The organism is Flavobacterium sp. RHBU_3, assembly GCF_046613565.1.
GTDB lineage: Bacteria > Bacteroidota > Bacteroidia > Flavobacteriales > Flavobacteriaceae > Flavobacterium.
The window spans coordinates 142858-166393 of sequence record NZ_JBKJHC010000002.1; the positions used below are offsets into that span (position 1 = coordinate 142858).

The 23536-nt window shown below is 43.5% G+C and carries 22 protein-coding genes; 18 read left to right on the forward strand and 4 right to left on the reverse strand.

Annotation, left to right across the window (positions count from 1 at the left end; translation table 11 throughout):
* Positions 1–86 precede the first annotated feature (86 nt).
* From ACLI1A_RS02940 to ACLI1A_RS02965, 6 genes are all read left to right on the forward strand, one after another.
* Positions 87–236 carry a hypothetical protein gene (locus tag ACLI1A_RS02940; RefSeq protein ID WP_411405921.1) on the forward strand — a complete coding sequence of 50 codons (150 nt, stop codon included), beginning with the start codon at positions 87–89 and terminating at the stop codon, positions 234–236.
* Positions 237–788 (forward strand): CopD family protein, encoded by a 552-nt coding sequence (locus ACLI1A_RS02945; protein ID WP_411405923.1) that lies wholly within the window; start codon positions 237–239, stop codon positions 786–788.
* 3 nt (positions 789–791) lie between these two features.
* Positions 792–2270, forward strand: a complete 1479-nt coding sequence (locus tag ACLI1A_RS02950) for a sensor histidine kinase (RefSeq protein ID WP_411405925.1) — start codon at positions 792–794, stop codon at positions 2268–2270.
* Between the two features lie 19 nt (positions 2271–2289).
* Positions 2290–3072: an enoyl-CoA hydratase/isomerase family protein gene (locus ACLI1A_RS02955; RefSeq protein WP_411405927.1), complete on the forward strand. Its 783-nt coding sequence runs from the start codon at positions 2290–2292 to the stop codon at positions 3070–3072.
* A gap of 139 nt (positions 3073–3211) precedes the next feature.
* Positions 3212–3988, forward strand: a complete 777-nt coding sequence (proC, locus tag ACLI1A_RS02960) for a pyrroline-5-carboxylate reductase (RefSeq protein WP_411405929.1) — start codon at positions 3212–3214, stop codon at positions 3986–3988.
* A gap of 256 nt (positions 3989–4244) precedes the next feature.
* On the forward strand, positions 4245–4991 hold the full coding sequence (locus ACLI1A_RS02965; protein WP_411406473.1) for a Bax inhibitor-1/YccA family membrane protein: 747 nt from the start codon (positions 4245–4247) through the stop codon (positions 4989–4991).
* A gap of 55 nt (positions 4992–5046) precedes the next feature.
* Here ACLI1A_RS02965 and dusB read toward each other — a convergent pair whose 3' ends face one another.
* Positions 5047–6039, reverse strand: coding sequence for a tRNA dihydrouridine synthase DusB (dusB, locus tag ACLI1A_RS02970; RefSeq protein ID WP_411406475.1), 993 nt, complete (start codon positions 6037–6039; stop codon positions 5047–5049).
* A gap of 356 nt (positions 6040–6395) precedes the next feature.
* Here dusB and ACLI1A_RS02975 point away from each other — a divergent pair, with 356 nt between their 5' ends.
* From ACLI1A_RS02975 to ACLI1A_RS02995, 5 genes are all read left to right on the forward strand, one after another.
* Positions 6396–6647, forward strand: a complete 252-nt coding sequence (locus ACLI1A_RS02975; protein ID WP_411405931.1) for a hypothetical protein — start codon at positions 6396–6398, stop codon at positions 6645–6647.
* A gap of 160 nt (positions 6648–6807) precedes the next feature.
* Positions 6808–8604, forward strand: coding sequence for a translation elongation factor 4 (gene lepA / locus ACLI1A_RS02980; RefSeq protein WP_411405933.1), 1797 nt, complete (start codon positions 6808–6810; stop codon positions 8602–8604).
* Between the two features lie 33 nt (positions 8605–8637).
* The gene (locus ACLI1A_RS02985; protein WP_411405935.1) at positions 8638–9072 is read left to right on the forward strand and encodes a hypothetical protein; all 435 of its coding nucleotides are present in this window, start codon (positions 8638–8640) and stop codon (positions 9070–9072) included.
* A 5-nt stretch (positions 9073–9077) separates the two neighbouring features.
* A complete protein-coding gene (locus ACLI1A_RS02990; protein ID WP_411405937.1) occupies positions 9078–9536 on the forward strand; it encodes a hypothetical protein in 459 nt (152 codons plus the stop codon).
* Positions 9537–9915: 379 nt separating this feature from the next.
* Positions 9916–10617, forward strand: coding sequence for a DsbA family oxidoreductase (locus tag ACLI1A_RS02995; protein ID WP_411405939.1), 702 nt, complete (start codon positions 9916–9918; stop codon positions 10615–10617).
* A gap of 130 nt (positions 10618–10747) precedes the next feature.
* Here the strand turns inward: ACLI1A_RS02995 and ACLI1A_RS03000 are convergent, their stop codons facing one another.
* From ACLI1A_RS03000 to ACLI1A_RS03010, 3 genes are all read right to left on the reverse strand, one after another.
* Positions 10748–11503, reverse strand: a complete 756-nt coding sequence (locus ACLI1A_RS03000; protein WP_411405941.1) for an SDR family NAD(P)-dependent oxidoreductase — start codon at positions 11501–11503, stop codon at positions 10748–10750.
* Positions 11504–11595: 92 nt separating this feature from the next.
* Positions 11596–12465, reverse strand: coding sequence for an aldo/keto reductase family oxidoreductase (locus tag ACLI1A_RS03005; protein ID WP_411405943.1), 870 nt, complete (start codon positions 12463–12465; stop codon positions 11596–11598).
* A gap of 95 nt (positions 12466–12560) precedes the next feature.
* Complete coding sequence (locus ACLI1A_RS03010) at positions 12561–14588, reverse strand: M43 family zinc metalloprotease (protein WP_411405945.1); 2028 nt, start codon at positions 14586–14588, stop codon at positions 12561–12563.
* Positions 14589–14860: 272 nt separating this feature from the next.
* Here ACLI1A_RS03010 and ACLI1A_RS03015 point away from each other — a divergent pair, with 272 nt between their 5' ends.
* From ACLI1A_RS03015 to ACLI1A_RS03045, 7 genes are all read left to right on the forward strand, one after another.
* The gene (locus tag ACLI1A_RS03015; RefSeq protein WP_411405947.1) at positions 14861–15865 is read left to right on the forward strand and encodes an AAA family ATPase; all 1005 of its coding nucleotides are present in this window, start codon (positions 14861–14863) and stop codon (positions 15863–15865) included.
* Positions 15866–15971: 106 nt separating this feature from the next.
* The gene (locus tag ACLI1A_RS03020; protein WP_411405949.1) at positions 15972–16838 is read left to right on the forward strand and encodes a DUF58 domain-containing protein; all 867 of its coding nucleotides are present in this window, start codon (positions 15972–15974) and stop codon (positions 16836–16838) included.
* 13 nt (positions 16839–16851) lie between these two features.
* Complete coding sequence (locus tag ACLI1A_RS03025) at positions 16852–18522, forward strand: hypothetical protein (protein ID WP_411405951.1); 1671 nt, start codon at positions 16852–16854, stop codon at positions 18520–18522.
* Position 18523: 1 nt separating this feature from the next.
* The gene (locus tag ACLI1A_RS03030) at positions 18524–19531 is read left to right on the forward strand and encodes a vWA domain-containing protein (RefSeq protein ID WP_411405953.1); all 1008 of its coding nucleotides are present in this window, start codon (positions 18524–18526) and stop codon (positions 19529–19531) included.
* A 3-nt stretch (positions 19532–19534) separates the two neighbouring features.
* Positions 19535–20569 carry a vWA domain-containing protein gene (locus tag ACLI1A_RS03035; protein ID WP_411405955.1) on the forward strand — a complete coding sequence of 345 codons (1035 nt, stop codon included), beginning with the start codon at positions 19535–19537 and terminating at the stop codon, positions 20567–20569.
* Positions 20569–21390 carry a tetratricopeptide repeat protein gene (locus ACLI1A_RS03040; RefSeq protein WP_411405957.1) on the forward strand — a complete coding sequence of 274 codons (822 nt, stop codon included), beginning with the start codon at positions 20569–20571 and terminating at the stop codon, positions 21388–21390. Before ACLI1A_RS03035 ends, ACLI1A_RS03040 begins: the two co-directional genes overlap by 1 nt.
* Positions 21391–21457: 67 nt before the next feature.
* Positions 21458–23287 (forward strand): BatD family protein, encoded by a 1830-nt coding sequence (locus ACLI1A_RS03045; protein WP_411405959.1) that lies wholly within the window; start codon positions 21458–21460, stop codon positions 23285–23287.
* Positions 23288–23536: the final 249 nt, after the last annotated feature.

Sequence of the window (23536 nt, forward strand, 5' to 3'; positions counted from 1 at the left end):
TCCTTTTTGTTATTCGTTCAACTTTACCACAAGTACCGGTGGGAATAAACATAAGATTACATAAATTTGTATAAATCAATTGCATCATGACAGCTGAAGATAGTATCATCCGGCTTTCAGAATCTCAAATCTTCATGCTCAATATGAGTGAAGATGACATTCAGAACAACAAGGTTTTGTCTCAGGACGATTTGGATAGAATTGATTTAGAATGGCTAAGGCTCACACAGAAATAAATGGACTACAACTACATAAAATCACTGCACCTTATTTTTGTAATTACCTGGTTTGCCGGGTTGTTTTATATTGTAAGGCTGTTTGTGTACCATATAGAGGCTAACAGTAAGCCATCACCCGAAAAGGAAATCCTGATAAAGCAGTATAAGCTAATGACGTACAGGCTATGGTATATCATTACCTGGCCCAGTGCGGTGCTGGCAAGCATTTTTGCGTACTGGATGCTGTTTTTTACCCCTACGGGTAACGCATTGCTTACCCAGCCCTGGATGCACGTAAAGCTTACTTTTGTGTTCCTATTGTACCTGTATCACCTTAAGTGCCACCAGATATTTAAACAATTACAGCGCGATGAGGTGAAATATACTACCGGCTTTATGCGTTTGTGGAACGAAGGTGCCACCCTGATTTTGTTTGCAGTGGTATTTTTGGTAATTTTAAAAAATGCTGTAAACTGGATTTACGGTGTGGTGGGCATTATCCTGTTTAGCATATTGCTGATGTTGGGATATAAATTCTATAAAAAAATAAGGGAGAAAAACGGCTCCTGAGGCATGAAAGACAAATTCGGAATAAAACGGTGGTCATTACGGGTAAGGATATTTATATCCATGATATTTATTACCCTTATAGCATCGTTTCTTATAGCGCTGGTGTCTATTTACCAGTTTAACCGCGAGGCAAAAGAGTACCACCAGGACCGCCTGGAGCGCAAGGAAAACTCCATAAAGGAACACATCAGCTATGTGCTGGCCAACACTACGTATCCACTTACTACCGAGAATCTTCCGCTCATTTTTCGCGACCGTATTCACGAACTGGCAAACATTCAGGGTACCGAAATTAATATTTACGACCTTAATGGGCAATTACTCAAGTCAAGCAAAGCGGCTTTTTCGGTAGATACCATCAACCAGGATTTACCGGTAAAAATTCTCGACTCCATTCGTACCAACCCCGAAAAGCGTTATGTAGAGGCAGGTACCACTACAGATAATAAAAAGTTTCGCTCTTCATACAGCTATATAAAAGACACTAAGTTTAAACCGCTGGGCATCCTTAACCTTCCTTACATGGAAGATGATGGCTATTACGAAAAAGAGATAAACAACTTTATAGCCCGTTTTATACAGGTGTATTCGTTTATGCTTATTATTTCGGTAATTATTGCCTACTTCCTCAGTAGCTACATTGCCCAGAGTATTAAGGCAGTCAGTGTCCGTATAAAAGAAGCCAGCCTGAATGAGGTAAACGAAAAGATACACATGGACGAAGCCCCGCAGGAAATTACCCTGCTGGTAGATGCTTACAATAGCCTTGTAGACGACCTGGAGGCAAGTGCGGCGCTTTTGGCACAAAAAGAACGTGAGGAGGCCTGGCGCGAAATGGCCAAACAGGTAGCACACGAAATAAAAAACCCGCTAACACCCATGCGTCTTACGGTGCAGAGTTTCCAAAGGAAATTTGACCCTGCTGACCCGAACATCCGTGAGAAACTGGGCGAGTTTGTAAACACCCTTATACAGCAAATAGATACCATGACGTCTGTGGCATCGGCGTTTAGCAACTTTGCCTCGCTACCGGCGCAGCAGAATGAAACGCTGAATGTTGTAGAAATTGTGAAGCTGGCACTGGACATATTTAATGAAAGTTACATAAGCTTTCATACTGAGGAAAACATTATTATTACGCGTATGGACCGTACGCAGCTGATACGTATTATTACTAACCTGGTAAAGAATGCTATACAGGCACTGGATGAAGATAAACCAAATCCGCGTGTGGCGGTGCAGATTATCCGTGAAGGCGAAAAAGTAAAAATTACCGTAGCAGATAATGGTAAGGGTATAAGCACTGAAGACCGTGGCCGTATTTTTGAACCTAAGTTTACCACCAAGTCAAGCGGTATGGGGCTTGGCCTGAGTATTATCAGAAATATAGTAGAAAGCTACCACGGTACTATAACTTTTGACAGCACTCCCACAAAAGGTACTATCTTTACGGTAACGTTGCCTATAACCAAAGAAAAATAAAAAACAAAATACTATAACCATGGCTTTTGAAAACATACTTACCGAAACTGATAACGGTATAGCACAGATAACCATAAACAGGCCCACAAAGCTTAATGCCCTTAATAAAGATACCATAGGTGAGCTTCATGAAGCGTTTAAGGTGCTTGATGCAGATGCTACAGTAAAAGTAATCATAGTAACCGGTAGCGGTGAAAAGGCTTTTGTGGCCGGAGCCGATATTGCTGAGTTTGCCCATTTTGGGGTAGAGGGAGGAGAGCGCCTGGCTGCCGAAGGACAAGCCATGCTGTTTGACTTTGTGCAAAACCTGGGTACACCGGTAATAGCTGCTGTAAACGGCTTTGCGCTGGGCGGCGGTCTTGAACTGGCTATGGCCTGCCATTTCCGTGTAGCGGGTGACAATGCCAAAATGGGGCTGCCTGAAGTGTCGCTGGGTGTAATACCCGGATATGGTGGCACACAACGCCTGCCGCAGCTTATAGGAAAAGGTCGTGCTATGGAAATGATAATGACCGCAGGTATGGTTACAGCCGAGGATGCTAAGGCGTGGGGGCTTGTAAACCACGTAGTGCCACAGTCAGAGCTGCTTGACTTTACCAAAGGTATTGCAGCTAAAATAATGAAGAATTCGCCCGTAGCGATAAGCAAGGCTATTAAAGCTGTTAATGCAGGCTATGAAGCCGGAGTGAACGGTTTTATAAGCGAAATAAGGGCTTTTGGTGAAGCCTTCGGTACTGAGGATTTTAAGGAAGGTACTACTGCTTTTATTGAAAAAAGAAAAGCTAATTTCCCGGGAAGATAGTAAACGTATATAATCATAGAAATCGTAAAGGGGATAATCTGTGGTTATCCCCTTTTTGTTTATAGTAAAATTTGGGTACTGCAATATCTTAAATTCCATATCTTTAAAAATAGAATCAATAATCAATAGAGTATAGACAATGAACATTCATATAATAGGCGGAGGCAACCTGGGTGCCGCCATAGCCATAGGGTTGGCGCAGTTTACTACAGGAAACACTATTACTGTAACCCGCCGAAACGTAAAGCTTATAGATAACCTGAAACAATATGGTATAAACACATCGGCAGATAATGCCGATGGGATAGCCAATGCCGATATTTTAATGCTGGCCATAAAACCCTGGCAGGTAGATGCTGTACTGGGTGAACTATTGCCACACGTTTCGGGTAAAATTATAGCCTCGGCGGCAAGCGGGGTAACACTGGAACAGCTGCACGCCAAAATAGCCGGTACAAATACCGTGGTGCGTATTATGCCAAACATAGCTGCACAATACGGAGCTTCGGCTACCTGTGTTTCGGCTAAGGCAGAAGATATAAGTAAGGCACAGCCAATTGTAGACCTGTTTGATAAAGTGGGTACGGCTGTAATTATCGATGAAAAGCTGATGGATGCCGCTACGGTGTTGGGCGCCTGTGGTACTGCATTTGCACTGCGCTATATACGTGCCAGTATGCAGGCGGGAATAGAAATAGGCTTTGATGCCAAAACTGCTTTAGCAATATCAGCGCAGACTGCCCTGGGAGCTACCGAAATGCTGCTGAAAGAAAGCGCCCACCCGGAGCAGCTTATAGATAAGGTAACCACTCCGCAGGGTTGTACAATAGCCGGACTGAATGAAATGGAACACGAAGGCTTTAGCTCGTCGCTTATAAAGGGGATAAAAACCTCCTTAAAACAGATAAAAGGATGATGTAAAGTTCTCATTATGTATAAATGAAGCATTTCATCGGATTTATTTAGAGTACGTCTAAATTATTTGCAGCAACAAAAAAACTAACATAAGTTTGCTCCAGTAAAATAGCATTAGTAAAATTAAGTTTTACGGTATTTTTGGGGGCAAAAAAGGGAAAACGGTCTGTTTTCCCTTTTTTTATTGCCAAAAATGTAAGTGTGTTTTTTAAGTTTTGAATTTAAAAGTATATTTACATCATAAATTAATTGAACCAATGGAACTAAAATCAAGAAACCCATTTTTTGGAGGAAAGTCGTACAAGTCAGCAACCGATGTTTATGCGGCTGACTATGAAATAATGACCGTGAAAGGCACTGTTAATAAGACGTTTATTTTGTTTGCGTTGCTTTTTGCTGGTGCAATTCTTCCATTCTATATGCTTTTACAGGGAATAAATCCTTATCCGGCAGCAGTAGGTAGTGTTATTGTGGCCATCATTATGGTGGTTGTTAGTAGTATTTCACCAAAATTATCACCATATACGGCACCTGCATATGCTCTGTTTGAAGGTGTTTTTATTGGTACTGTTTCGCTAATATTCGAAGCAAAATATCCTGGTATAGTTATACAGGCTGTTGCAGGTTCTCTTGTTACATTTGGTGTTTGCTTGGCGCTGTATCGCTTTGGGGTTGTAAAAGTGACCGAACAATTTAAATCGGTTGTAATTGCGGCTACCCTTGCAATATGCACTTACTATCTTATCTCGGCATTATTAGGCTGGATATTCGGTATCTCATTATTTCACCATGGAAATTCACTGGTCAGTATTGGTTTCAGCATATTTGTAATCATAATAGCTGCCCTAAACCTTATACTTGATTTTGATCTTGTAGAACAGGGTGCACGCCGCCAGCTGCCAAAATATATGGAATGGTTTGCAGGCATGGGGCTGGTAATTACTATGGTATGGCTTTATGTCGAGTTTTTAAGGCTGCTTTCTAAACTGCAAAGCAGGAACTAAGAAACCATACCCATAAAAAAGAACAAAGCCTCACAATGTGAGGCTTTGTTCTTTTTTATACCGGTTGACCTTCGCCAAATTTTTGCAGGATTTCTTCAAATGCAGCGTACACATCTTCGGCGGCATCATTTGTAACCAGCTTTTGGCGGTATTCCTTAAAGTTAGGTATCCCTTTAAAGTAGTTAGTATAGTGCCTGCGTGTTTCGTTTATACCGGCACGCTCGCCTTTCCATTCTATAGACCATTTCAGGTGATTTCGGGCAGCTTCAACCCTGTCTGCTATAGTAGGTTCAGGTAGGTGTTCCCCGGTTTTAAAGAAGTGTTTTATTTCGTTAAAAATCCAAGGGTATCCTATAGCAGCACGGCCTATCATAAGTCCGTCTACACCATATTTATTTTTATATTCCAGCGCCTTTTCAGGGCTGTCTATGTCGCCGTTTCCAAAGATTGGTATGTGTATACGCGGGTTGTTCTTTACGCGGGCTATATGGCTCCAGTCGGCTTCACCCTTGTACATTTGGGCGCGTGTACGTCCGTGTATGCTCAGGGCTTTTATGCCTACGTCCTGCAGGCGTTCGGCTACCTCGTCTATATTAATAGAGTTTTCGTCCCAACCCAAACGCGTTTTTACGGTTACAGGCAGGCTCGTACTGTTTACAACAGCTTTTGTAAGACGCACCATAAGGTCAATATCCTTAAGTACACCGGCACCGGCGCCTTTGCATACCACCTTTTTTACAGGGCAGCCAAAGTTTATATCTACAAGATCGGGGTTTACGGTTTCCACAATACGGGCACTCATGGCCATGGCTTCCTCATCACCACCAAATATTTGTATACCCACAGGGCGTTCATAGTCAAATATATCCAGTTTTTGGCGGCTTTTTATAGCATCGCGGATAAGGCCTTCGCTCGAAATGAATTCGCTAAACATCATGTCGGCACCATGTGTTTTACACAACCTACGGAAAGGCGGGTCGCTTACATCTTCCATCGGAGCCAGAAGCAGCGGGAATTCAGGCAGTTCTATGTTTCCAATCTTTACCATCATCTACATTTTGTGCAAAAGTACAAATTAATATAATAACGCTTTAGGGCATCCCATTATATATATAGGACTGTTAAGAGCGTTAGATTTTATGTTAAATAGTTATTTAAAATATAAATAATTGTTTCGTCGGGTAGAAAACGCCGTTCAACAGGTGTTTTGTAAGTAAAATCCCTGATATTTAATGGTTGACTTACGCGAAACCCCCAGTAAAATGCGGTTCGTCGGGTAAAAAGTGCATTTTGTCGTTAATTAATTATTAATATTTTAACTAACTCATTATCTTTGCATTACCCACCAGAAGATAGTATTAAGAAATGGAAATGTTAAATAAGAGAGTTTTTGAATTAAGTTTAGTGGTTTTAACACTCACTGCCGGTAAGGCTGCCGCGCAGGAGAATAAAGTGACAGAGCCTGCCGAAAAGGCCGTAAACACTACGTTTAATGCTGTAGCACAAAAAAACATAAATAATGTTTTGATTGCCTATTTTACAGATAAAGAAATTGCTGAAAGCAAAATAGAAAAAAGGATGAGGATAAGAAAGAAAAAGAAAGACCCTATCCTTATTCCGTATACCCTAAACAAAAAGAGTTTTAGCTACTGCTAATCATTATAACAAACGCCGGCCGCTGAGTGCCGGCGTTTGTTTTTTATGCCACTTATAAAATGGCGCTTTGAAACACGCTAACTTTAACTATATTTGCCGATTAAAACGCGTATCTTTATACGTACCCGTGCCCAGGCACAAACTATGATAACTGACGAAGATGAAGAACATTAGGAACTTTTGTATTATTGCCCATATTGACCACGGTAAAAGTACCCTGGCCGACCGACTGCTTGATGCTACGCAAACCGTAACGGCGCGTGAAAAGCAAGCACAGCTGCTGGACAATATGGACCTGGAGCGTGAGCGCGGCATTACCATAAAAAGCCACGCCATACAAATGGAATACACCCACAACGGCGAAACATATATCCTTAACCTTATAGACACTCCGGGTCACGTAGACTTTAGCTACGAGGTATCACGCTCCATTGCAGCTTGCGAAGGCGCACTGCTTATTGTAGACGCTGCCCAGAGTATACAGGCACAAACCATAAGCAACTTGTACCTGGCGCTGGAAAACGACTTGGAAATTATCCCTGTACTAAATAAAATAGACCTGCCAAGCGCTAACCCTGAAGAAGTTAGTGATGATATTGTAGACCTGCTGGGCTGTAAACTGGAAGATATTATTCCGGCTTCGGGTAAAACAGGACTTGGTGTAGATAAAATCCTTGAAGCCATTATAGAGCGTATCCCTGCTCCTAAGGGCGATCCTGCAGAGCCGCTACAGGCACTGATTTTCGACTCGGTATATAACCCGTTCCGTGGTATTGAGGTTATTTTCCGTGTTATAAACGGAGAAATTAAAAAAGGCCAGAAGATTAAATTCATGGCTACAGGCAATGAATATTTTGCCGACGAAATAGGCACACTGAAACTAAACCAGGTGCCAAAACAAGTAGTAAGCGCTGGTGACGTTGGTTACCTAATATCTGGTATTAAAGAGGCAAAAGAGGTAAAAGTGGGTGATACCATTACCGATGCCAAAACGCCTACAACAAATATGATTGCCGGTTTTGAAAACGTAAAACCAATGGTATTTGCAGGTATTTACCCTGTAGATACAGAGGACTACGAAGAACTGCGCAACTCTATGGAGAAGCTACAGCTAAACGATGCTTCGCTGGTGTTTGCTGCTGAGAGTTCTGCGGCACTGGGCTTTGGTTTTAGGTGTGGATTCCTGGGCATGCTGCACATGGAAATTATACAGGAACGCCTGGAGCGCGAGTTTGACATGACGGTAATTACTACCGTACCAAACGTTAGCTACCTTGCGTATACTAAAAAAGAACCGGAAAAACCACTTGTTGTAAACAACCCAAGCGACCTGCCTGAGCCAAGCAAACTGAGCCATGTAGAGGAGCCGTATATTAAAGCAACCATTATTACCAAGGCCGACTTTGTGGGCAACGTAATGAGCCTGTGTATAGAAAAGCGTGGAATTATTACCAATCAAACGTACCTTACTACAGAGCGTGTGGAGCTTAACTTTGATATGCCGCTTGCCGAAATTGTATTCGACTTTTACGACAGGCTAAAAACCGTATCTAAAGGGTACGCCTCGTTTGACTACTCGCCTATAGGTATGCGTACCTCTAAGCTGGTACGCCTGGATGTACTGCTTAACGGCCAGGGTGTAGATGCACTGTCGGCACTTATCCACGAGGATAACGCCTACAACATTGGTAAAAAAATGTGCGAAAAGCTGAAAGAGCTTATACCACGCCAGCAGTTTGATATTCCTATCCAGGCGGCTATTGGTGTTAAGGTTATCAGCCGCGAAACGGTTAAAGCACTCCGTAAAGACGTTACCGCCAAGTGTTACGGTGGTGACATCTCCCGTAAGCGTAAACTTCTTGAAAAACAGAAGAAAGGTAAAAAGCGTATGCGCCAGGTGGGTAACGTAGAGATACCTCAGGAAGCGTTTATGGCGGTACTGAAGCTGAACGATTAAATTCTGTTTTGAATTTTAAATTATAAATTTTGAATGAAAGACCCGGTACAAGTTGTGCCGGGTTTTTTGTTTAATTTAGTAGAAAAATGGCTTATGTATAGAAAGTCCTCTGTTTTAGAGAGAAGAGCCCATCAGTTTGCCTTAGGTCTCCAAACGCGAAAATTATATCCTGCGGCAATAATTTGTGCAGGAAAATCTTATTACAAGAAAGTCGACAGATCAAAACCCTTTGATTCGCAATGCATTTCAAATAAATTAAGATTAAGACTATTAACAATAGGGGATATTCATTCAAAACAGAATGGTAATCTTATAGGATATTGTGCCGAAGTAAATGCAGCAAATCACGTTATGCTAAAATTAAAACATTTGAATCCTGAGGAAGTAAATTTCTCAAGTGCAATAAGACCGAGAACGATGCAAAAAATGCCGCCATGTAAAAATTGTAAACTGACTTTTAATATCTAATCAGTATGGCTTATTCTGAAATTGAACAAATAACGAGAGATTTGGATATTTTCTTTTCTGATGGTATAAAATTAATTCACTTGGCCTCAGGTGGAGGTATCCTGCCTGTTCTTTTAACCGCAACTGATAATTATAACGACCAAATTCTTGAGTCTATCTCAAGCATTAATCCTGAATTTGAAATAGAGATAAACCCTAACCTAAGCCAATTATTAAATTTAACAGAAGATGGATTAAATAATTATCTTGTAAGTTTTATAGAAATGGCTGGGAAAGGATTTTATAGTTATGATAAAACCAATATTGAAGATAAAGACAATATGAGTTTTCATTTAGTTGCAAAACCAACATCAAATATCTCCTCGTCATTCTTACGTGAGAAATATCACATAAAAGAAATAATCAACACAAATCAATCACTTCCTGAAAAATTTGAACCATTCAATTTGACTGAGAATATCTAAATATAGTCCTCATTCTTGGCAAAATAGTCATAGCATTCGGCATCTACGAAATGATACAGGCCTTCCGTAAGTTTAAGGCGTAACTGTGAGATTCCTTCGCTCCGCTGCACTGCGGCCGGAATGGAACGCCCGTACATCACACCGGATTAGGTTACTTTCTTCACGTACCGTCTTTGCGAGGAGGCACGACGAAGCAATCTAATTTCATTAAGAGTTGAGATTGCCACACTCCGCTGCGCTGCGTTCGCAAAGACAGGGCGCAATGGGAGCGCCCCACCACGATGACAGACAAAGCAAAAGAACGTAAGCCCCCTTACCTCAAGTATAGCAGCTCGTTACTATAAATTGCCGTACCTTTGCATAATAAAACAGTACGACTATGAAAGTTGAGATATGGAGTGATATTATGTGTCCGTTCTGCTACATCGGCAAGCGCCGTTTTGAAGAATCGCTGGCACAGTTTGGCAACAGCCAAAATATAGAGATTGAATGGAAAAGCTACCTGCTTTCGCCGGATATGAAAACCGATCCATCTAAGAACATCCACCAGTTTTTGGCGGAACACAAGGGCATTTCGCTGGAGGAAGCCAAGGGCATGAATAACTATGTTACCGAAATGGCGGCTTCTGTAGGCCTGAAATATGATTTTGATAAAGCCATACCGGCCAATAGCTTTAATGCCCACCGCTTTTTGCACTTTGCCAAGCAGCACGGCAAACAAAACGAAGCGGAGGAAATATTGTTTAAAAGCTATTTTACCGAAGGTAAAAACATAGACGATGCACAAACGCTGATGGCCATAGCACAGGAACTCGGACTCGATGTAGCTGCGCTTACGCAGGCTATGGGTAGTGATGCTTACGTAAACGATGTGGTAGCCGATATACAGGAAGCACAGCACATAGGCGTGCGTGGCGTGCCGTTCTTTGTGTTCGATCGTAAGTATGCGGTATCGGGTGCACAAACCCCTGAAGTCTTCTTACAAACGCTGGAAAGGTCTTTTGAGGAATGGCAGCAAGCACATCCGCAACTTACCGTTATAGAGGGCGACAGTTGCTCAGTAGACGGCGAGTGTAATTAAGCATTTCCATGTCGACCGCAGCGGAGACATCTCAAAATATTAATCTGAAGAGATTTCTCCTATCGTCGAAATGGAATAAAACGATAAAGCGGGCTAACATAGCCCGCTTTATCGTTTTTATAGTGTAAGCTTACAACGCTTTGTTTACTATAGTAGCGCTGGCCTGTGCAGTAGGCAGCACGGTAAGGTCGGCTATGTTTACATGGTACGGGCGCGATATTACAAATTGAATAATATCAGCTATATCCTCAGCATGCAGTGGTTCCAGGCCTTTGTATACGTTTTCGGCACGCTCGCGGTCTCCCTTAAATCGTACCTCGCTAAATTCGGTGTCTACCATACCCGGGTTAATAGCCCCTACGCGAATACCGTACTGGTTAAGATCCATGCGCATACCCTGATTAAGTGCATCTACAGCATGCTTGGTAGCGCAGTATACATTACCATTAGTGTACACCTCTTTACCGGCAATAGAGCCTATGTTAATAATATGGCCGCTACGGCGCTCTACCATGCCTGGTATAACTTCTTTGCTTACATACAGCAGGCCTTTAACGTTAATGTCTATCATGCTGTCCCAGTCGTCTACGTCGCCGTTTTCTATGGGGTCCAGGCCGTGTGCGTTACCGGCGTTGTTTATCAGCACGTCTATGTTTATAAAATCAGCAGGAAGCGATGCTATAGCCTTTGCCACCGCTTTCTTAGTCCTTACGTCAAAGTTCAGGGTTGTTACATCGGTAAGCTCGGCAAATTCATCCTGTAGTTCGGTAAGGCGGTCTTCGCGGCGCCCGCATATAATAAGGCGGTAACCATTTTGTGCCAGCAGTCGTGCTGTGGCCCTGCCTATACCGCTTGTAGCGCCTGTTATCAATACTGTTTTCTTCATTTGATGGTTATTTTGGAGTTTTAGATTATTGGATTGCCGGATTTGTGACATCAACAACTTTCAAACTTTATGACTTTTAACTTTATAACTGCTTAGGGCACCTTATTCCCCATGCTCTCCGTCCAAATGGCAAACCAGTCGGTAAGTTCCAGTTTTATCTGGGTAACCTTCATCTGGCTTTTCAGCCTGTCGCTGCTGGTAGAGCCCGATACCGGTATAATGCCCGCCGGGTGCTGCATAATCCAGGCCAGCAGTATTACGTCTACCGGGGCACTGTATTTTACCACCATATCCATAAGCAGCAGCTTTAACCTGCGGCTTTGTTCGTTACCCTGCTTAAACACGCTTCCTATAGGGCTCCATGCCAATGGCTTAATGTTGTTTACCATCATATAATCCAGCGTACCGTCCAGCATCGGCTGAAAAGCAGTCGCCGAAAATTCTATCTGGTTACAAAACACCTCGGTGCGGCTGCGTATAAGGTCGGTCTGGCTGTTGGTAAAGTTACTTACACCAAAGGCGCGGATCTTACCCTCGCTTTTCAGTTTGGTTACCGCTTCGGCTATCTCGTCCGGGTGCATTAACGGGCTTGGCCTGTGCAGCAACAGTACGTCAAGGTAGTCGGTTTGCAGGAACTTAAGCGAGTTTTCTGCACTCCAAATAATATATTCCTTACTGTAATCGTAGTGTTTTACCTTGTTTTCGCGGTTGCCAACGGTATGCTGTATGCCGCATTTACTTATCAGCTGTATGTCTTCACGCTTAACGCCGCTTTCGGCAAAGCCTCGTCCAAAATCAGCCTCGGTGGTATAACCCCCGTAAATATCGGCGTGGTCAAAGGTGGTGATGCCATAGCTTACGCAGTCGTTTATCAGCGCAGCCATTTGTGCAGGGGAGAATTTCGCATGCCAGTCGCCCCAGTTCATGGCTCCGGCTATTACAGGCGAAAGATGTACGTCCATTTTATTTTCTGTAGGGTTACAAACGTTGTAAAATTACACATAAATCCGTTGCATAATTTGTAAAAAAAGCCTCGCATTCGCGAGGCTTGAAAGTTTTATTTTTTTATAACTTTTTGTTTGTAAACTTCCGTCCCTGATGTGGCAGACACCAAATAAGTACCACTACTCAGCTTTGAAATATTTACAGTCCCCGAAGCGGCGTTGATGTTTTGCTGCACAACAACCTGGCCCAGCATGTTATAAACAATGATATTGTCTACAGGCTTACCGGCGCTAATGTTTATGATATCGGCTGCCGGGTTAGGCGAAATAACAACTTTATTTTGTTCAAAGTCCTCGTTACCTAATGTTGGCGTAATGTAAATACCGTAGTCTTCCACATCGCCAATCAATAGGTTGTTCTCACATGTAATCTGCTCCCAAGTAAGATACTGTTGAGATCCGTTTCCGCATATCCTCATAGGCAAAAGCGTATTTGTTACAGCCGTTTCCGGAATTAAAACATCTATATCAAATGTTTGTTCATAATTATCTTCATTCTGCCCGTAAAATATCATTTCTTCTACTTCAATAAGCTCATTGTTGTTAAAATCTATCAGCACTGCAAATGTCATCCTTTCCTGCGGATACGCTTTTGTTGTTACATGCAGCTGATAGGTTTGCCCCGCCGTAACAACCGTATTATCTGTACACATAAAGTTTACATAAGGGCCGCCTACCCTCTTGTCTGTTGCCCTGTTAATAGTATTAAAGCTAACATTACTTATGGTAAGGTCAAAAAAACCGTTAGCAACACTTGTAGGAATACAAAAAGTTTGTGGGCCTGCGGGCGATACTATAAAAAAGTCATTTTTTGTTAAAGTAGCACTTCCCTGCGCATTTGTTACGGTAAGCGATACATCATAAGTACCTGCGGCAGCGGTAAATTCCGGATTCTGGTAGGTTGATGTATACGTGTTTTCTGCGCTACTTATAGTCCATAAAAACGTAGTGCCTGGCATTACGGTGTTATAAATAAAAGTATTTGAAGAGCATGCAGAATCATCCAACAAGCGTACGGTTTCACTTTCACAGAAAACATCGCTAGTAAGCTTAAAGTCAACTTGTGGAACTAAAGGAGATACAAGACTGAGATTACCATTTTCTGCCAATAAAGACTGGCGTATTATCAAAGCATCCTGTATGCGTTCTTTCTGGTTTTGCGTGAACGAATTCTGGCAACTTTGGGGTGCGTAGGTCATGTAATTTTTAGCAAAACTAAAATTATTACTATTAGGGGCGCAAGCGTTAAACGAGGCATCGCATGAAGCAAACCGTATATGCGGCGCTGTATCGGCACAGCAATCGCCGCTTCCTGTTCCGCAACCATTTTCTACCGGAGGGCAAGATGCACCGTCATTATCACCTTCAAATGTATGATAAAGATTAAGCCCATGCCCCAATTCATGCTGAAGGGTTATACCAGTAGTTGATAATACTTGTGAATATAGCATTACAGTGCCGTCAATGGCTGTACCGTGTGCAGAAGCGTATGGGGCATACCCTCCCAATGGCGAGGTGCCGTTGTCAATTTCTGAAATTATCCAAATGTTGTAGTACTGGTTAGAATCCCAAAAGCTTGTGGCTTTAAGGCTTGCATTGGTTATACCTATACCAGAACTGTCGTAAGCCACACCATTGTTCATATACTCAGTATTTTGGGTCATGTCTACCCTTACAATACCGTTAGTACAGTTTCCCTGCGGGTCGCGCACAGCCAAAGCAAATTCCAGTCCGGTATCTACACCGTCTCCATCGCCTAAAGACCCGGCGACTTTCCTGTACGACTCGTTTAACTGCTTAATTTTTAGCTTTATTGCCTCGTCAGTTACATTAACCCCCTCACCCACAGGTTCTCCTTTGTGCATAATATGGAAAACAACCGGAATAACATAAATTGGATTTTCAGACTCATTTTTAGAGGCTACCCGGCTATGGGGTTTTGCATCAAATTCCTGCATTCTTTTTGCATATTCAGGATTAGTTGCCACTAAATTTTGGTGGTAGGTATCTGTACCGCAATGTTCCTGCGCCTGCGCTGTAGTTATAAACAGGCAGGTAATAATAAATAATAATTGCTTCATTGGTTTGTGCATTAAATTTGCCGGCAAAATTAACAAAAATATACTTAAACCGGGATAATTCCGTTTTAACACTGCCTGTACCATAGCGAAAACAATGTAGTTAATAATAGTTTTGTTTTTATGTTTTTGAAATTCAGTAAATTGCATCAACTATAAAACCCGTTAACAACATATTAACACGCTATGCGCGGTAAACTGTATAAATTCGGCAATGAATTTGTGGTGTTAAAAGCATTTGTTAAATTACACTCCTTAAAACAACGACATAAATTATGGAAGGAAATACTGCCGCCTTAGACATAAGGGCGATTAATGAAAAGATAGAAAGGGAAAGCGCTTTTGTAGACCTGCTGGTAATGGAAATGAACAAGGTTATCGTAGGACAGAAGTACATGATAGAGCGTCTGCTAATCGGTTTATTAGGCCAGGGCCACATATTGCTGGAAGGTGTTCCGGGGCTTGCAAAAACGCTGGCTATTAATACACTGAGCCAGGCGGTCCAGGGCAGCTTTAGCCGTATACAGTTTACGCCTGACCTGCTTCCTGCCGACGTGGTGGGTACCCTTATCTACAACATTAAGCAAAATGACTTTACCATAAAAAAAGGGCCTATCTTCGCTAACTTCGTGCTTGCAGATGAGATTAACCGTGCCCCTGCAAAAGTGCAGTCGGCGCTGCTTGAAGCCATGCAGGAAAAGCAGGTAACTATAGGCGACGAAACCTTTAAGCTGGAAAAACCATTCCTTGTAATGGCTACCATGAACCCGGTAGAACAGGAAGGTACCTATCCGCTGCCGGAAGCGCAGGTAGACCGTTTTATGCTGAAAGCGGTTATAGACTATCCTAAAATGGAAGACGAGCGCTTGGTAATACGTGCCAACCTAAAAGGGGCTTTCGAAAAAGTAAACCCTGTAGTTACTACCGACCAGATACTGCGTGCCCAGGCAGCAGTTCGTGAGGTATACATGGACGAAAAAATAGAAAAATATATTCTTGATATCATCTTTGCTACCCGTTATCCTGAAAAATATAAGTTGGCAAACCTTAAGCCGCTTATCAGCTTTGGTTCATCGCCAAGGGGTAGTATTAACCTGGCCACTGCTGCCAAGTGTTATGCCTTCATTAAACGTCGTGGTTATGTAATACCTGAAGATGTACGTGCTGTAGTGCATGATGTACTGCGCCACCGTATAGGTATTACCTACGAAGCCGAAGCCGAAAACATCACTTCGATTGATATTATCAACAAAATTGTAAACGAGGTAGAAGTGCCATAGCAATTAGTTTTACTTGTTTCAGGTTTCAGGTTTCAAGTTGTGGAACCTGAAGAAAGATGTACAGAACGGCAAAAAAACCTGAAACTTTAAACTTGAAACTAAAAAAATGGATACAAAAGATATATTAAAAAAGGTCCGCAAGATCGAGATAAAGACCCGGCGGCTCAGCAACCACATATTTTCCGGTGAGTACCACTCGTCGTTTAAAGGTAAGGGTATGACCTTTAGCGAGGTGCGCCAGTACCAGTTTGGCGACGACGTGCGTAACATTGACTGGAACGTTACGGCGCGCTATAACGAACCGTACATTAAGGTTTTTGAGGAAGAACGCGAGCTTACCATGATGCTTATGGCCGACGTGAGCGGTAGCGAAAGCTTTGGTACACAAAACGCTTTTAAGCGCGATATTGTTACCGAAATTGCGGCTACCATGGCGTTTTCGGCTACGCAGAATAACGACAAAATAGGCCTTATACTTTTCTCAGACCAGATAGAGCTGTTTATCCCTCCCAAAAAAGGGAAGAGCCACGTGCTGCGCATCATCCGTGAGCTGATAGAGTTTCAGCCGAAAAGCAAAAAGACTGATGTAGGCCAGGCGCTTAAATTCCTGTCGGGCGTGCTGAAAAAGAGGGCTATTGTATTCCTTATCTCTGATTTTATGGCCGATGGTTATGACCATACCTTAAAAATAGCTGCTAAAAAGCACGATATTACCGGGGTGCGCGTGTATGATACCCGTGAGGAACAGTTGCCTAACCTGGGTATGGTGCAAATGACCGATGCCGAAAGCGGTGAGACCCTGCTGGTTAATACCGGCAGCAAAAAGGTACGCCTGCAATATGAAAAGTATTATCAGGAAAAGGTAAAATATTTCCAGGAAACATTTAGCCGATGCGGTGCCGGTACGGTAAGCACCCGCACAGACGAATCGTATGTAACCAAACTGTTGGGCTATTTTAAGGCCCGGGCATAAGCAGGTTAAAACCATGAGAGTAACAAAAAACAACTATCTGTATGCCTTACTGGCGCTGTTTATAGGGTTTGCCGCCATTGCGCAGCAAAATCCTATACAAACCAGTATCGATTCAGCTAAGATAAAAATAGGGGCGCAGGCTAACCTTACCCTTAAGGCTACCGTAAACAGCAAAGACAGGGTAAACTTCCCCGAAGGTAAAGTATTCGGACAGTTGGAAGTACTGGAGTCGTACCCGGTAGATACTGTGAAAAAAGGCAGCATCTATGAGCTGGTAAAAAAATACGGCATTACCCAGTTTGACAGCGGGAGATATGTAATACCACGCCTTCCGGTAGTTATAAATAACAAAACCCTGCAAACCGATTCATTAGTGCTTGAGGTAGCACCTGTACAGGTAGATACCCTGAAGCAAAAAATGTACGACATTAAACCTGTAGCTACTGGCGAATCCTTTACCCCGATGTGGGTATGGATACTATTGGGCATAGTGGTTTTGGCTGCATTGGGCTTTGCCGGATGGTGGTTTTTCCTTCGTAACAAGAAACCGGCAGAGAAGAAAAAACCTGAGGTTGTTGTTTCGCCAATAGAAAAGGCTACTGCCGAACTGCAAAATCTTGAAAAGAAAGAACTACTGCAACAGGGGGCTGTAAAAGAATACTATAGCGAACTGGCCGATATAGCCCGTATGTATATAGAAGAAGCCATACACGTACCGGCTATGGAAAGCACCACAGGCGAACTGATAGAAGCCATGCGCGAAGCCATAAAACGCCGCAAAATGGTACTGAAGCAGGAAACCTTTGAGCAGCTTGAGAAAGTACTGCGGACTGCCGATATGGTGAAGTTTGCCAAATCGCGACCGCTGGATTTTGAAATTGCCGACGACCGCAGCCGTATAGAACAAACCATAGTGGTTATAGACCGAAGTATTCCGGAAGATAAGCCGGATGAAGAAGATACCACACAGGCATGGCTGGAAGCCAAACGCCTAAAGGAAGAAGCCAAACGCAAAAAACAAAGGCGCAATATGGTCATTGTAGGTGCTTGTGTAGTGGTTTTTGCCGTGTCCGGATATTTTGGTTACACTTTTGTGAGAGGCCTGCTGTACGGTGAGTCTACCAAAGAAATGCTGGAAGGCAGCTGGGTAAAAAGCGAATATGGTGTGCCGGGTGTTACTATAGAAACCCCACACGTACTAAAACGCCTTGATCCATCGACACTGATGCCAAAAGACAGCTATGCGCTGTTTAAGGATATGGCCATGTTTGGCGACGGTAAGCCTTTTGGTGATTTTTATATTGCGGTAGCTACCCTAAACATGAAAGAGCCTAAGGATGTAGACCTGGGTACGGTGATAGAAGGCGTTATAAAAACATGGGAAGGAAACGGCGCAGAAGATATCCTGGTTAAGGATGAAGAATTCCGAACACCAAACGGTATTACCGGAAAGCGTGCTTACGGTACCATGGCCTATCCTGATCCGCTTACCAAGCAGTCGCGCAGGCTGTATTATGAGGTGTATGTTTTTGGGCAGCAACAGGGCTTGCAGGAAATAACCATACTGCATAAAGAAGGCGACGAGTATGCCCCTAAAATAATGGAGCGCATAAAGAATTCGATAGAAATGAGGAACCTGAACCCGAATCAGCAACAACAAGAGCAACAAGAGCAACCGCAATAATATGAACGAAGTAACATTTTTAAATCCCGGTTTCTTCTGGCTGTTTGCGGCAATACCTGTGGCTATTGGCTGGTACATCTGGAAAAGGAAAAAACAAACCGCAGCACTTACGGTTAGTTCACTAAACGGTTTTAAGGCGGCACCATCTATGCTTGCTAAGCTAAAGCCGGTGTTGTTTGCACTGAGGCTATTGGCACTAAGCTGTATTATTGTGGGGCTTGCCCGTCCGCGTAAGGTAGACATCAACAACAAGATACGCTCTACCATGGGTATAGACATTGTTATGGCTATAGACGTTTCGGGCAGTATGCTTGCCAAAGACCTTAAACCAAACCGCCTTGAAGCACTTAAAAAAGTAGCAGAGGATTTTGTAGACAATCGCCCTAACGACCGTATAGGCCTGGTGGTTTACGCAGGCGAAAGCTATACCCGTGTACCTGTAACCAGCGATAAGGAGCTTGTAAAACAATCGATAAGCGAAATACAATACGACGACCAGGTGCTGCAGGACGGTACAGGTATAGGCGTAGGACTTGCTACTGCCATAAACAGGCTGAAGGAAAGCAAGGCAAAAAGCCGCATCATTATACTGCTGACAGACGGTGTAAACAATTCGGGTTTTATAGACCCGCGTATGGCATCGGACTTTGCTAAGGAGCACAACATAAAGGTGTACACCATAGGTATAGGCAGCAACGGCCGCGCCATGATGCCGTATGCTAAAGATCCGCGTACGGGTAAGCTTGTGTACCAGATGATGCCGGTAGAAATAGACGAGGCGCTGCTGAAAGAAATAGCCAAGAAAACCGATGGTACCTACTTTAGGGCTACCAGTAACAGCAGGCTTAAGGCTATTTATGAAGAGATAAACAAGCTCGAGAAAACCGAGATAGAAGAACAAAAGTTTTATAATTACGACGAAAAGTTCCATCTGTGGGTATGGGCCGCCCTGGGGCTGCTTGTGCTGGAGGCAGCTGCGCGTAAAACACTTTACAGAAGCTTTATATAAACTATGTACGAGTTAGACGAACCAAAATATTTGTACCTGCTGGGTATTATCCCGGTGCTTGTAGCGCTTTTTTTATTCAACCTGTGGTGGAAAAAAAGGAAGCAGCGCCAGTTTGGCGACCCTACGCTGGTACGCAGGCTCAGCGCCGACAGTTCGGTATTTAAACCGGCACTGAAACTAACCGTGGTATCACTGGCCATTGCTGCCGTAATCCTTGCATTGGTAAACCCAAAAGTGGGTACCCGTACCGAAACGGTGAAGCGCCAGGGTGTAGATATTGTTTTTGCCATAGACGTAAGTAAAAGTATGCTTGCCGAAGACATAGCCCCAAGCAGGCTGGAAAAGGCGAAGCAAATCACATCGCAAATCATCAACAGCCTGGGTGCCGACCGCATTGGTATCATCGGTTATGCTGGTAGTGCCTATCCGGTACTGCCCATTACTACTGACTACAGTGTGGCAAAGATGTTTTTGCAGAACATGAATACCGATATGGTTTCGAGTCAGGGTACTGCTATAGCCGATGCTATTCATCTTGCTTCAACGTATTATGACGACCCCCAGACCAGCAAGTTGCTGATACTGATTTCGGACGGTGAAGACCACGGAGAGGATAGTGAAGCCGCGGCTGCTGAGGCAAAAGAAAAAGGCATTAAGATACTTACCATAGGTGTGGGTACCGAAAAAGGAGGGCCTATACCACTGCGTGAAAACGGCAAGCTTCAGGGGTATAAACAGGATAATATAGGCGAAACAGTAATTACAAAGCTATACCCGGAAGCCCTGAAAACCATAGCCGAAAAAACCGATGGTGGTTATGTATACGGTGGTACAACCCGCGAGGTAACCGAGTATGTAAAAAAGGCTTTGGACAACATAGAAAAAAAGGAATTCGATTCTAAAGAGGTAGCGCTATACGAGTCGCAGTTCCAGTGGTTTTTAGGAGCAGCGTTTTTGCTCCTGTTTATAGACATCTTTCTGCTGGACAGGAAAACGGCCTGGATTACAAAACTTAACCTGTTTAACGAAAAAGAATAATGAAAAGAGTACTTACAGTATGCCTGCTGCTTGGTGCCATTACGGCTTTTTCGCAGGAAAAGCAGCCACAACAGGTTCAGGTAAAAGACAGGAACCTGCCGAAGGGTAATAAAGCCTTTGACAGTAAAGATTATACCACTGCCGAAGCAGAATACCGCATTTCGGGTAGTAATGAACCGGGCAAGTCGATAGCCTCATACAACTTGGGTAATGCCATTTACAGGCAGAAGAAACCGGCTGAATCGGCTTTTGCGTATGCCCGTGCCATAGAAATGGCTAAGACCAAGGAGGACAAGCACCGTGCTTTCCACAATATGGGCAATGCGCTTATGGAATTAAAGGATTATCAAAACGCGGTGGAAGCCTATAAAAATGCTTTGCGCAATAACCCGGCCGATGAGCAAACGCGTTATAACTTTGCCCTGGCTAAGAAAATGCTGAAGCAAAACCCTCCGCCACCACCGCAAAAGAACAACGATAAGGACAAAAAGGACCAGCAGGATAAAAACAAGGACAACAAAAACCAGGATCCTAACAAAGGTGGAGGTGACGATAAAAAAGACCAGGACAAGGATAAGAAAGACGGAAAAGATAAACAGGATAACAACCAGGATAAAGGCGATAATAAAGATAAAAAGAACGGTAACGGCAAGGATAAGAATGAAGGCGGCGACCCTAAACCAAGCGGTGCCAGCCCTAACAAAGACCAGATGGAACGCATGCTCGATGCTATGAACAACGAAGAGAAAAAAGTTCAGGATAAACTGAAAAACGGTAAAAAAGTGCGTGGCCAGCAGGTAAAACCTGAAAAAGACTGGTAATAGCCACCACAAATGCTATTTTTGCAAAAAAGGAAACTGACCGCCTGAAAGCGGAATAACGAACGTAATGAAAAAGTATTTAATCTTATTATTCCTTTTAGCACTCCAGGGGCTATACGCCCAGGTGGAGTTTAAAGCCACACCCAGCCGCAGCAAGATAGGGGTGAATGAGCACGTACGTGTAGAGTTTACCATGAACCAAGACGGTGATAACTTTGTGCCGCCATCGTTTCAGGGATTTAAGGTTTCGGGGCCGGGGCAAAGCATTAATAACTCTTGGGTAAACGGTAAACATACTTTTAGCAAAAGCTATAATTACTTGCTTACGCCTACTGCTAAAGGTACTTTTACCATTGGTTCGGCTACTATAGAAATAGCGGGGGTAGAATACAAAACAACACCGTTTAAAATCACGGTGGGCAACGCCGTGGCAGAACCCGATCCGGATCAGCAGGCGCCGCAATACAACCCTTTCAATCCGTTTGACCCGTTTGGGCGCAGGCAGCAACAGCAACAACAGCAGCAAAACATCAATATAGATCCGAAAGACGAGGTACATCTTGTAGCTGAAGTGCAAAATACAAACCCGTATGTAAACGAACCGGTTAATGTAGTATACAAGTTGTACATAGGTGGTAATGTGGGTAATATATCGTGGCAGGAAAAGACTACCCCGAAATATAACGACTTCTGGAGCCAGGTGGACTTGCTTAAAGGAGAGAAAATTCAACTGAAAGAGGGTACTTACAAAGGCAAACCTGCGCATTATATAGTAGTGCGTAAGGCGGTATTGTATCCGCAGAAAAGCGGGAAATTACTATTAGAGCCGCTGATTGATGAAATTGGCGCAGAGATAGTAGCTGGCCGCCCTGATTTCTTTGGGCGTGTGCAGATGAAGGAGACTAAAATGACGGTGAGTACCGGCAAGCAGTATATTAACGTAAGGGCGTTGCCGGAAGCGGGTAAGCCGGCCGACTTTGCCGGAGCTGTAGGTAAATTCGATTTTAAGGTTACGCCAGATAAAACCACAAGCAAAAATGGTGAGTCGATTAAGCTTACGGTAAGCGTTAACGGTAAGGGTAACCTGAAACTGTTTAGCCTGCCGAAGCCCGAAGTGCCTGCCGCACTGGAAATGTATGACCCTGAACATAAAGAAGATGTTCAAACGCCGCTTACAGGTATGACAGGTAGTATAAGCGATGTGTACACGATAGTGCCAAACAATAAAGGCAAGTACCCAATAAAAGCCATGACGTTCTCGTGGTTTGACCCTGCTACAGGCAAATACTACAGCAAAACCAGCGATGAGATAATGATAGATGTGCTTAGCGTACCGGAAGGCACAGTGGCATCTAACAAAGCACAGGGTGGCAAACAGAAAGTAGCCGCGGGTGAAACCTTCCGCTACATAGCTACCCAGACAACGCTGAGGGCGCAGACCAATGAGGATTTTTACGGTTCTACGCTTTTCTATGTGCTGTTAGCTGCACCGTTTGCATTCATCCCGGTAATTGTATTGGCACGTAAGAAGAAAGAAGCCTACGATAGTGATGTGGAAGGCAGCAAGATACGAAACAACAATAAGCTGGCTAAAAAGTACCTTACTGCGGCACGGAAAGAGTTGGGCAACAAAGAGCCGTTCTACCTGGCGCTTGAAAAAGCCCTGCACAACTTCCTGAAAGCAAAACTGCGCATTGAAACTGCCGAGCTGAGTCGCGATAACATACGCGAGCTTTTACTTTCGCGCAATGCTAACCCGGATACGGTAGACGCGTTTAGCCGTATTATGGACAGTTGTGAGTTTGCACGTTATGCACCATCGTCAGATACGGCTATGAACCAGGATTACGAAAGTGCGGTGAGTGTAATAACGAGTTTAGCAAAACAGGTTTCTTAGATAGAATTAAGTGCGAAGTGATAGGGCTTTTTCGTGATATTTTTACCACAAGATGCACAAAGTTTTTTCACGGAGTTCACAAGGTAAATGAATAACAAAATATAGTACTTAAAAGTTCACAAAGGTTTGGAGCCTAGCTCCAAGCTCTGCACCGCAAAGCTTTGTGTACTTTGTACGCTGACGAAGTCGGTACTTGTGGTCAATAACATAGTGTGCTTAGTGAAAAAACTTTGTGCACCTTGTGGTAAA

What these genes read in the sequence shown, in the direction of transcription:
- ACLI1A_RS02940 (WP_411405921.1), top strand. Translation starts at nt 87, where the DNA reads ATGACAGCTGAAGATAGTATCATCCGGCTTTCAGAATCTCAAATCTTC.
- ACLI1A_RS02945 (WP_411405923.1), top strand. Translation starts at nt 237, where the DNA reads ATGGACTACAACTACATAAAATCACTGCACCTTATTTTTGTAATTACC.
- ACLI1A_RS02950 (WP_411405925.1), top strand. Translation starts at nt 792, where the DNA reads ATGAAAGACAAATTCGGAATAAAACGGTGGTCATTACGGGTAAGGATA.
- ACLI1A_RS02955 (WP_411405927.1), top strand. Translation starts at nt 2,290, where the DNA reads ATGGCTTTTGAAAACATACTTACCGAAACTGATAACGGTATAGCACAG.
- proC (WP_411405929.1), top strand. Translation starts at nt 3,212, where the DNA reads ATGAACATTCATATAATAGGCGGAGGCAACCTGGGTGCCGCCATAGCC.
- ACLI1A_RS02965 (WP_411406473.1), top strand. Translation starts at nt 4,245, where the DNA reads ATGGAACTAAAATCAAGAAACCCATTTTTTGGAGGAAAGTCGTACAAG.
- dusB (WP_411406475.1), bottom strand. Translation starts at nt 6,039, where the DNA reads ATGGTAAAGATTGGAAACATAGAACTGCCTGAATTCCCGCTGCTTCTG.
- lepA (WP_411405933.1), top strand. Translation starts at nt 6,808, where the DNA reads ATGAAGAACATTAGGAACTTTTGTATTATTGCCCATATTGACCACGGT.
- ACLI1A_RS02985 (WP_411405935.1), top strand. Translation starts at nt 8,638, where the DNA reads ATGAAAGACCCGGTACAAGTTGTGCCGGGTTTTTTGTTTAATTTAGTA.
- ACLI1A_RS02990 (WP_411405937.1), top strand. Translation starts at nt 9,078, where the DNA reads ATGGCTTATTCTGAAATTGAACAAATAACGAGAGATTTGGATATTTTC.
- ACLI1A_RS02995 (WP_411405939.1), top strand. Translation starts at nt 9,916, where the DNA reads ATGAAAGTTGAGATATGGAGTGATATTATGTGTCCGTTCTGCTACATC.
- ACLI1A_RS03000 (WP_411405941.1), bottom strand. Translation starts at nt 11,503, where the DNA reads ATGAAGAAAACAGTATTGATAACAGGCGCTACAAGCGGTATAGGCAGG.
- ACLI1A_RS03005 (WP_411405943.1), bottom strand. Translation starts at nt 12,465, where the DNA reads ATGGACGTACATCTTTCGCCTGTAATAGCCGGAGCCATGAACTGGGGC.
- ACLI1A_RS03010 (WP_411405945.1), bottom strand. Translation starts at nt 14,588, where the DNA reads ATGAAGCAATTATTATTTATTATTACCTGCCTGTTTATAACTACAGCG.
- ACLI1A_RS03015 (WP_411405947.1), top strand. Translation starts at nt 14,861, where the DNA reads ATGGAAGGAAATACTGCCGCCTTAGACATAAGGGCGATTAATGAAAAG.
- ACLI1A_RS03020 (WP_411405949.1), top strand. Translation starts at nt 15,972, where the DNA reads ATGGATACAAAAGATATATTAAAAAAGGTCCGCAAGATCGAGATAAAG.
- ACLI1A_RS03025 (WP_411405951.1), top strand. Translation starts at nt 16,852, where the DNA reads ATGAGAGTAACAAAAAACAACTATCTGTATGCCTTACTGGCGCTGTTT.
- ACLI1A_RS03030 (WP_411405953.1), top strand. Translation starts at nt 18,524, where the DNA reads ATGAACGAAGTAACATTTTTAAATCCCGGTTTCTTCTGGCTGTTTGCG.
- ACLI1A_RS03035 (WP_411405955.1), top strand. Translation starts at nt 19,535, where the DNA reads ATGTACGAGTTAGACGAACCAAAATATTTGTACCTGCTGGGTATTATC.
- ACLI1A_RS03040 (WP_411405957.1), top strand. Translation starts at nt 20,569, where the DNA reads ATGAAAAGAGTACTTACAGTATGCCTGCTGCTTGGTGCCATTACGGCT.
- ACLI1A_RS03045 (WP_411405959.1), top strand. Translation starts at nt 21,458, where the DNA reads ATGAAAAAGTATTTAATCTTATTATTCCTTTTAGCACTCCAGGGGCTA.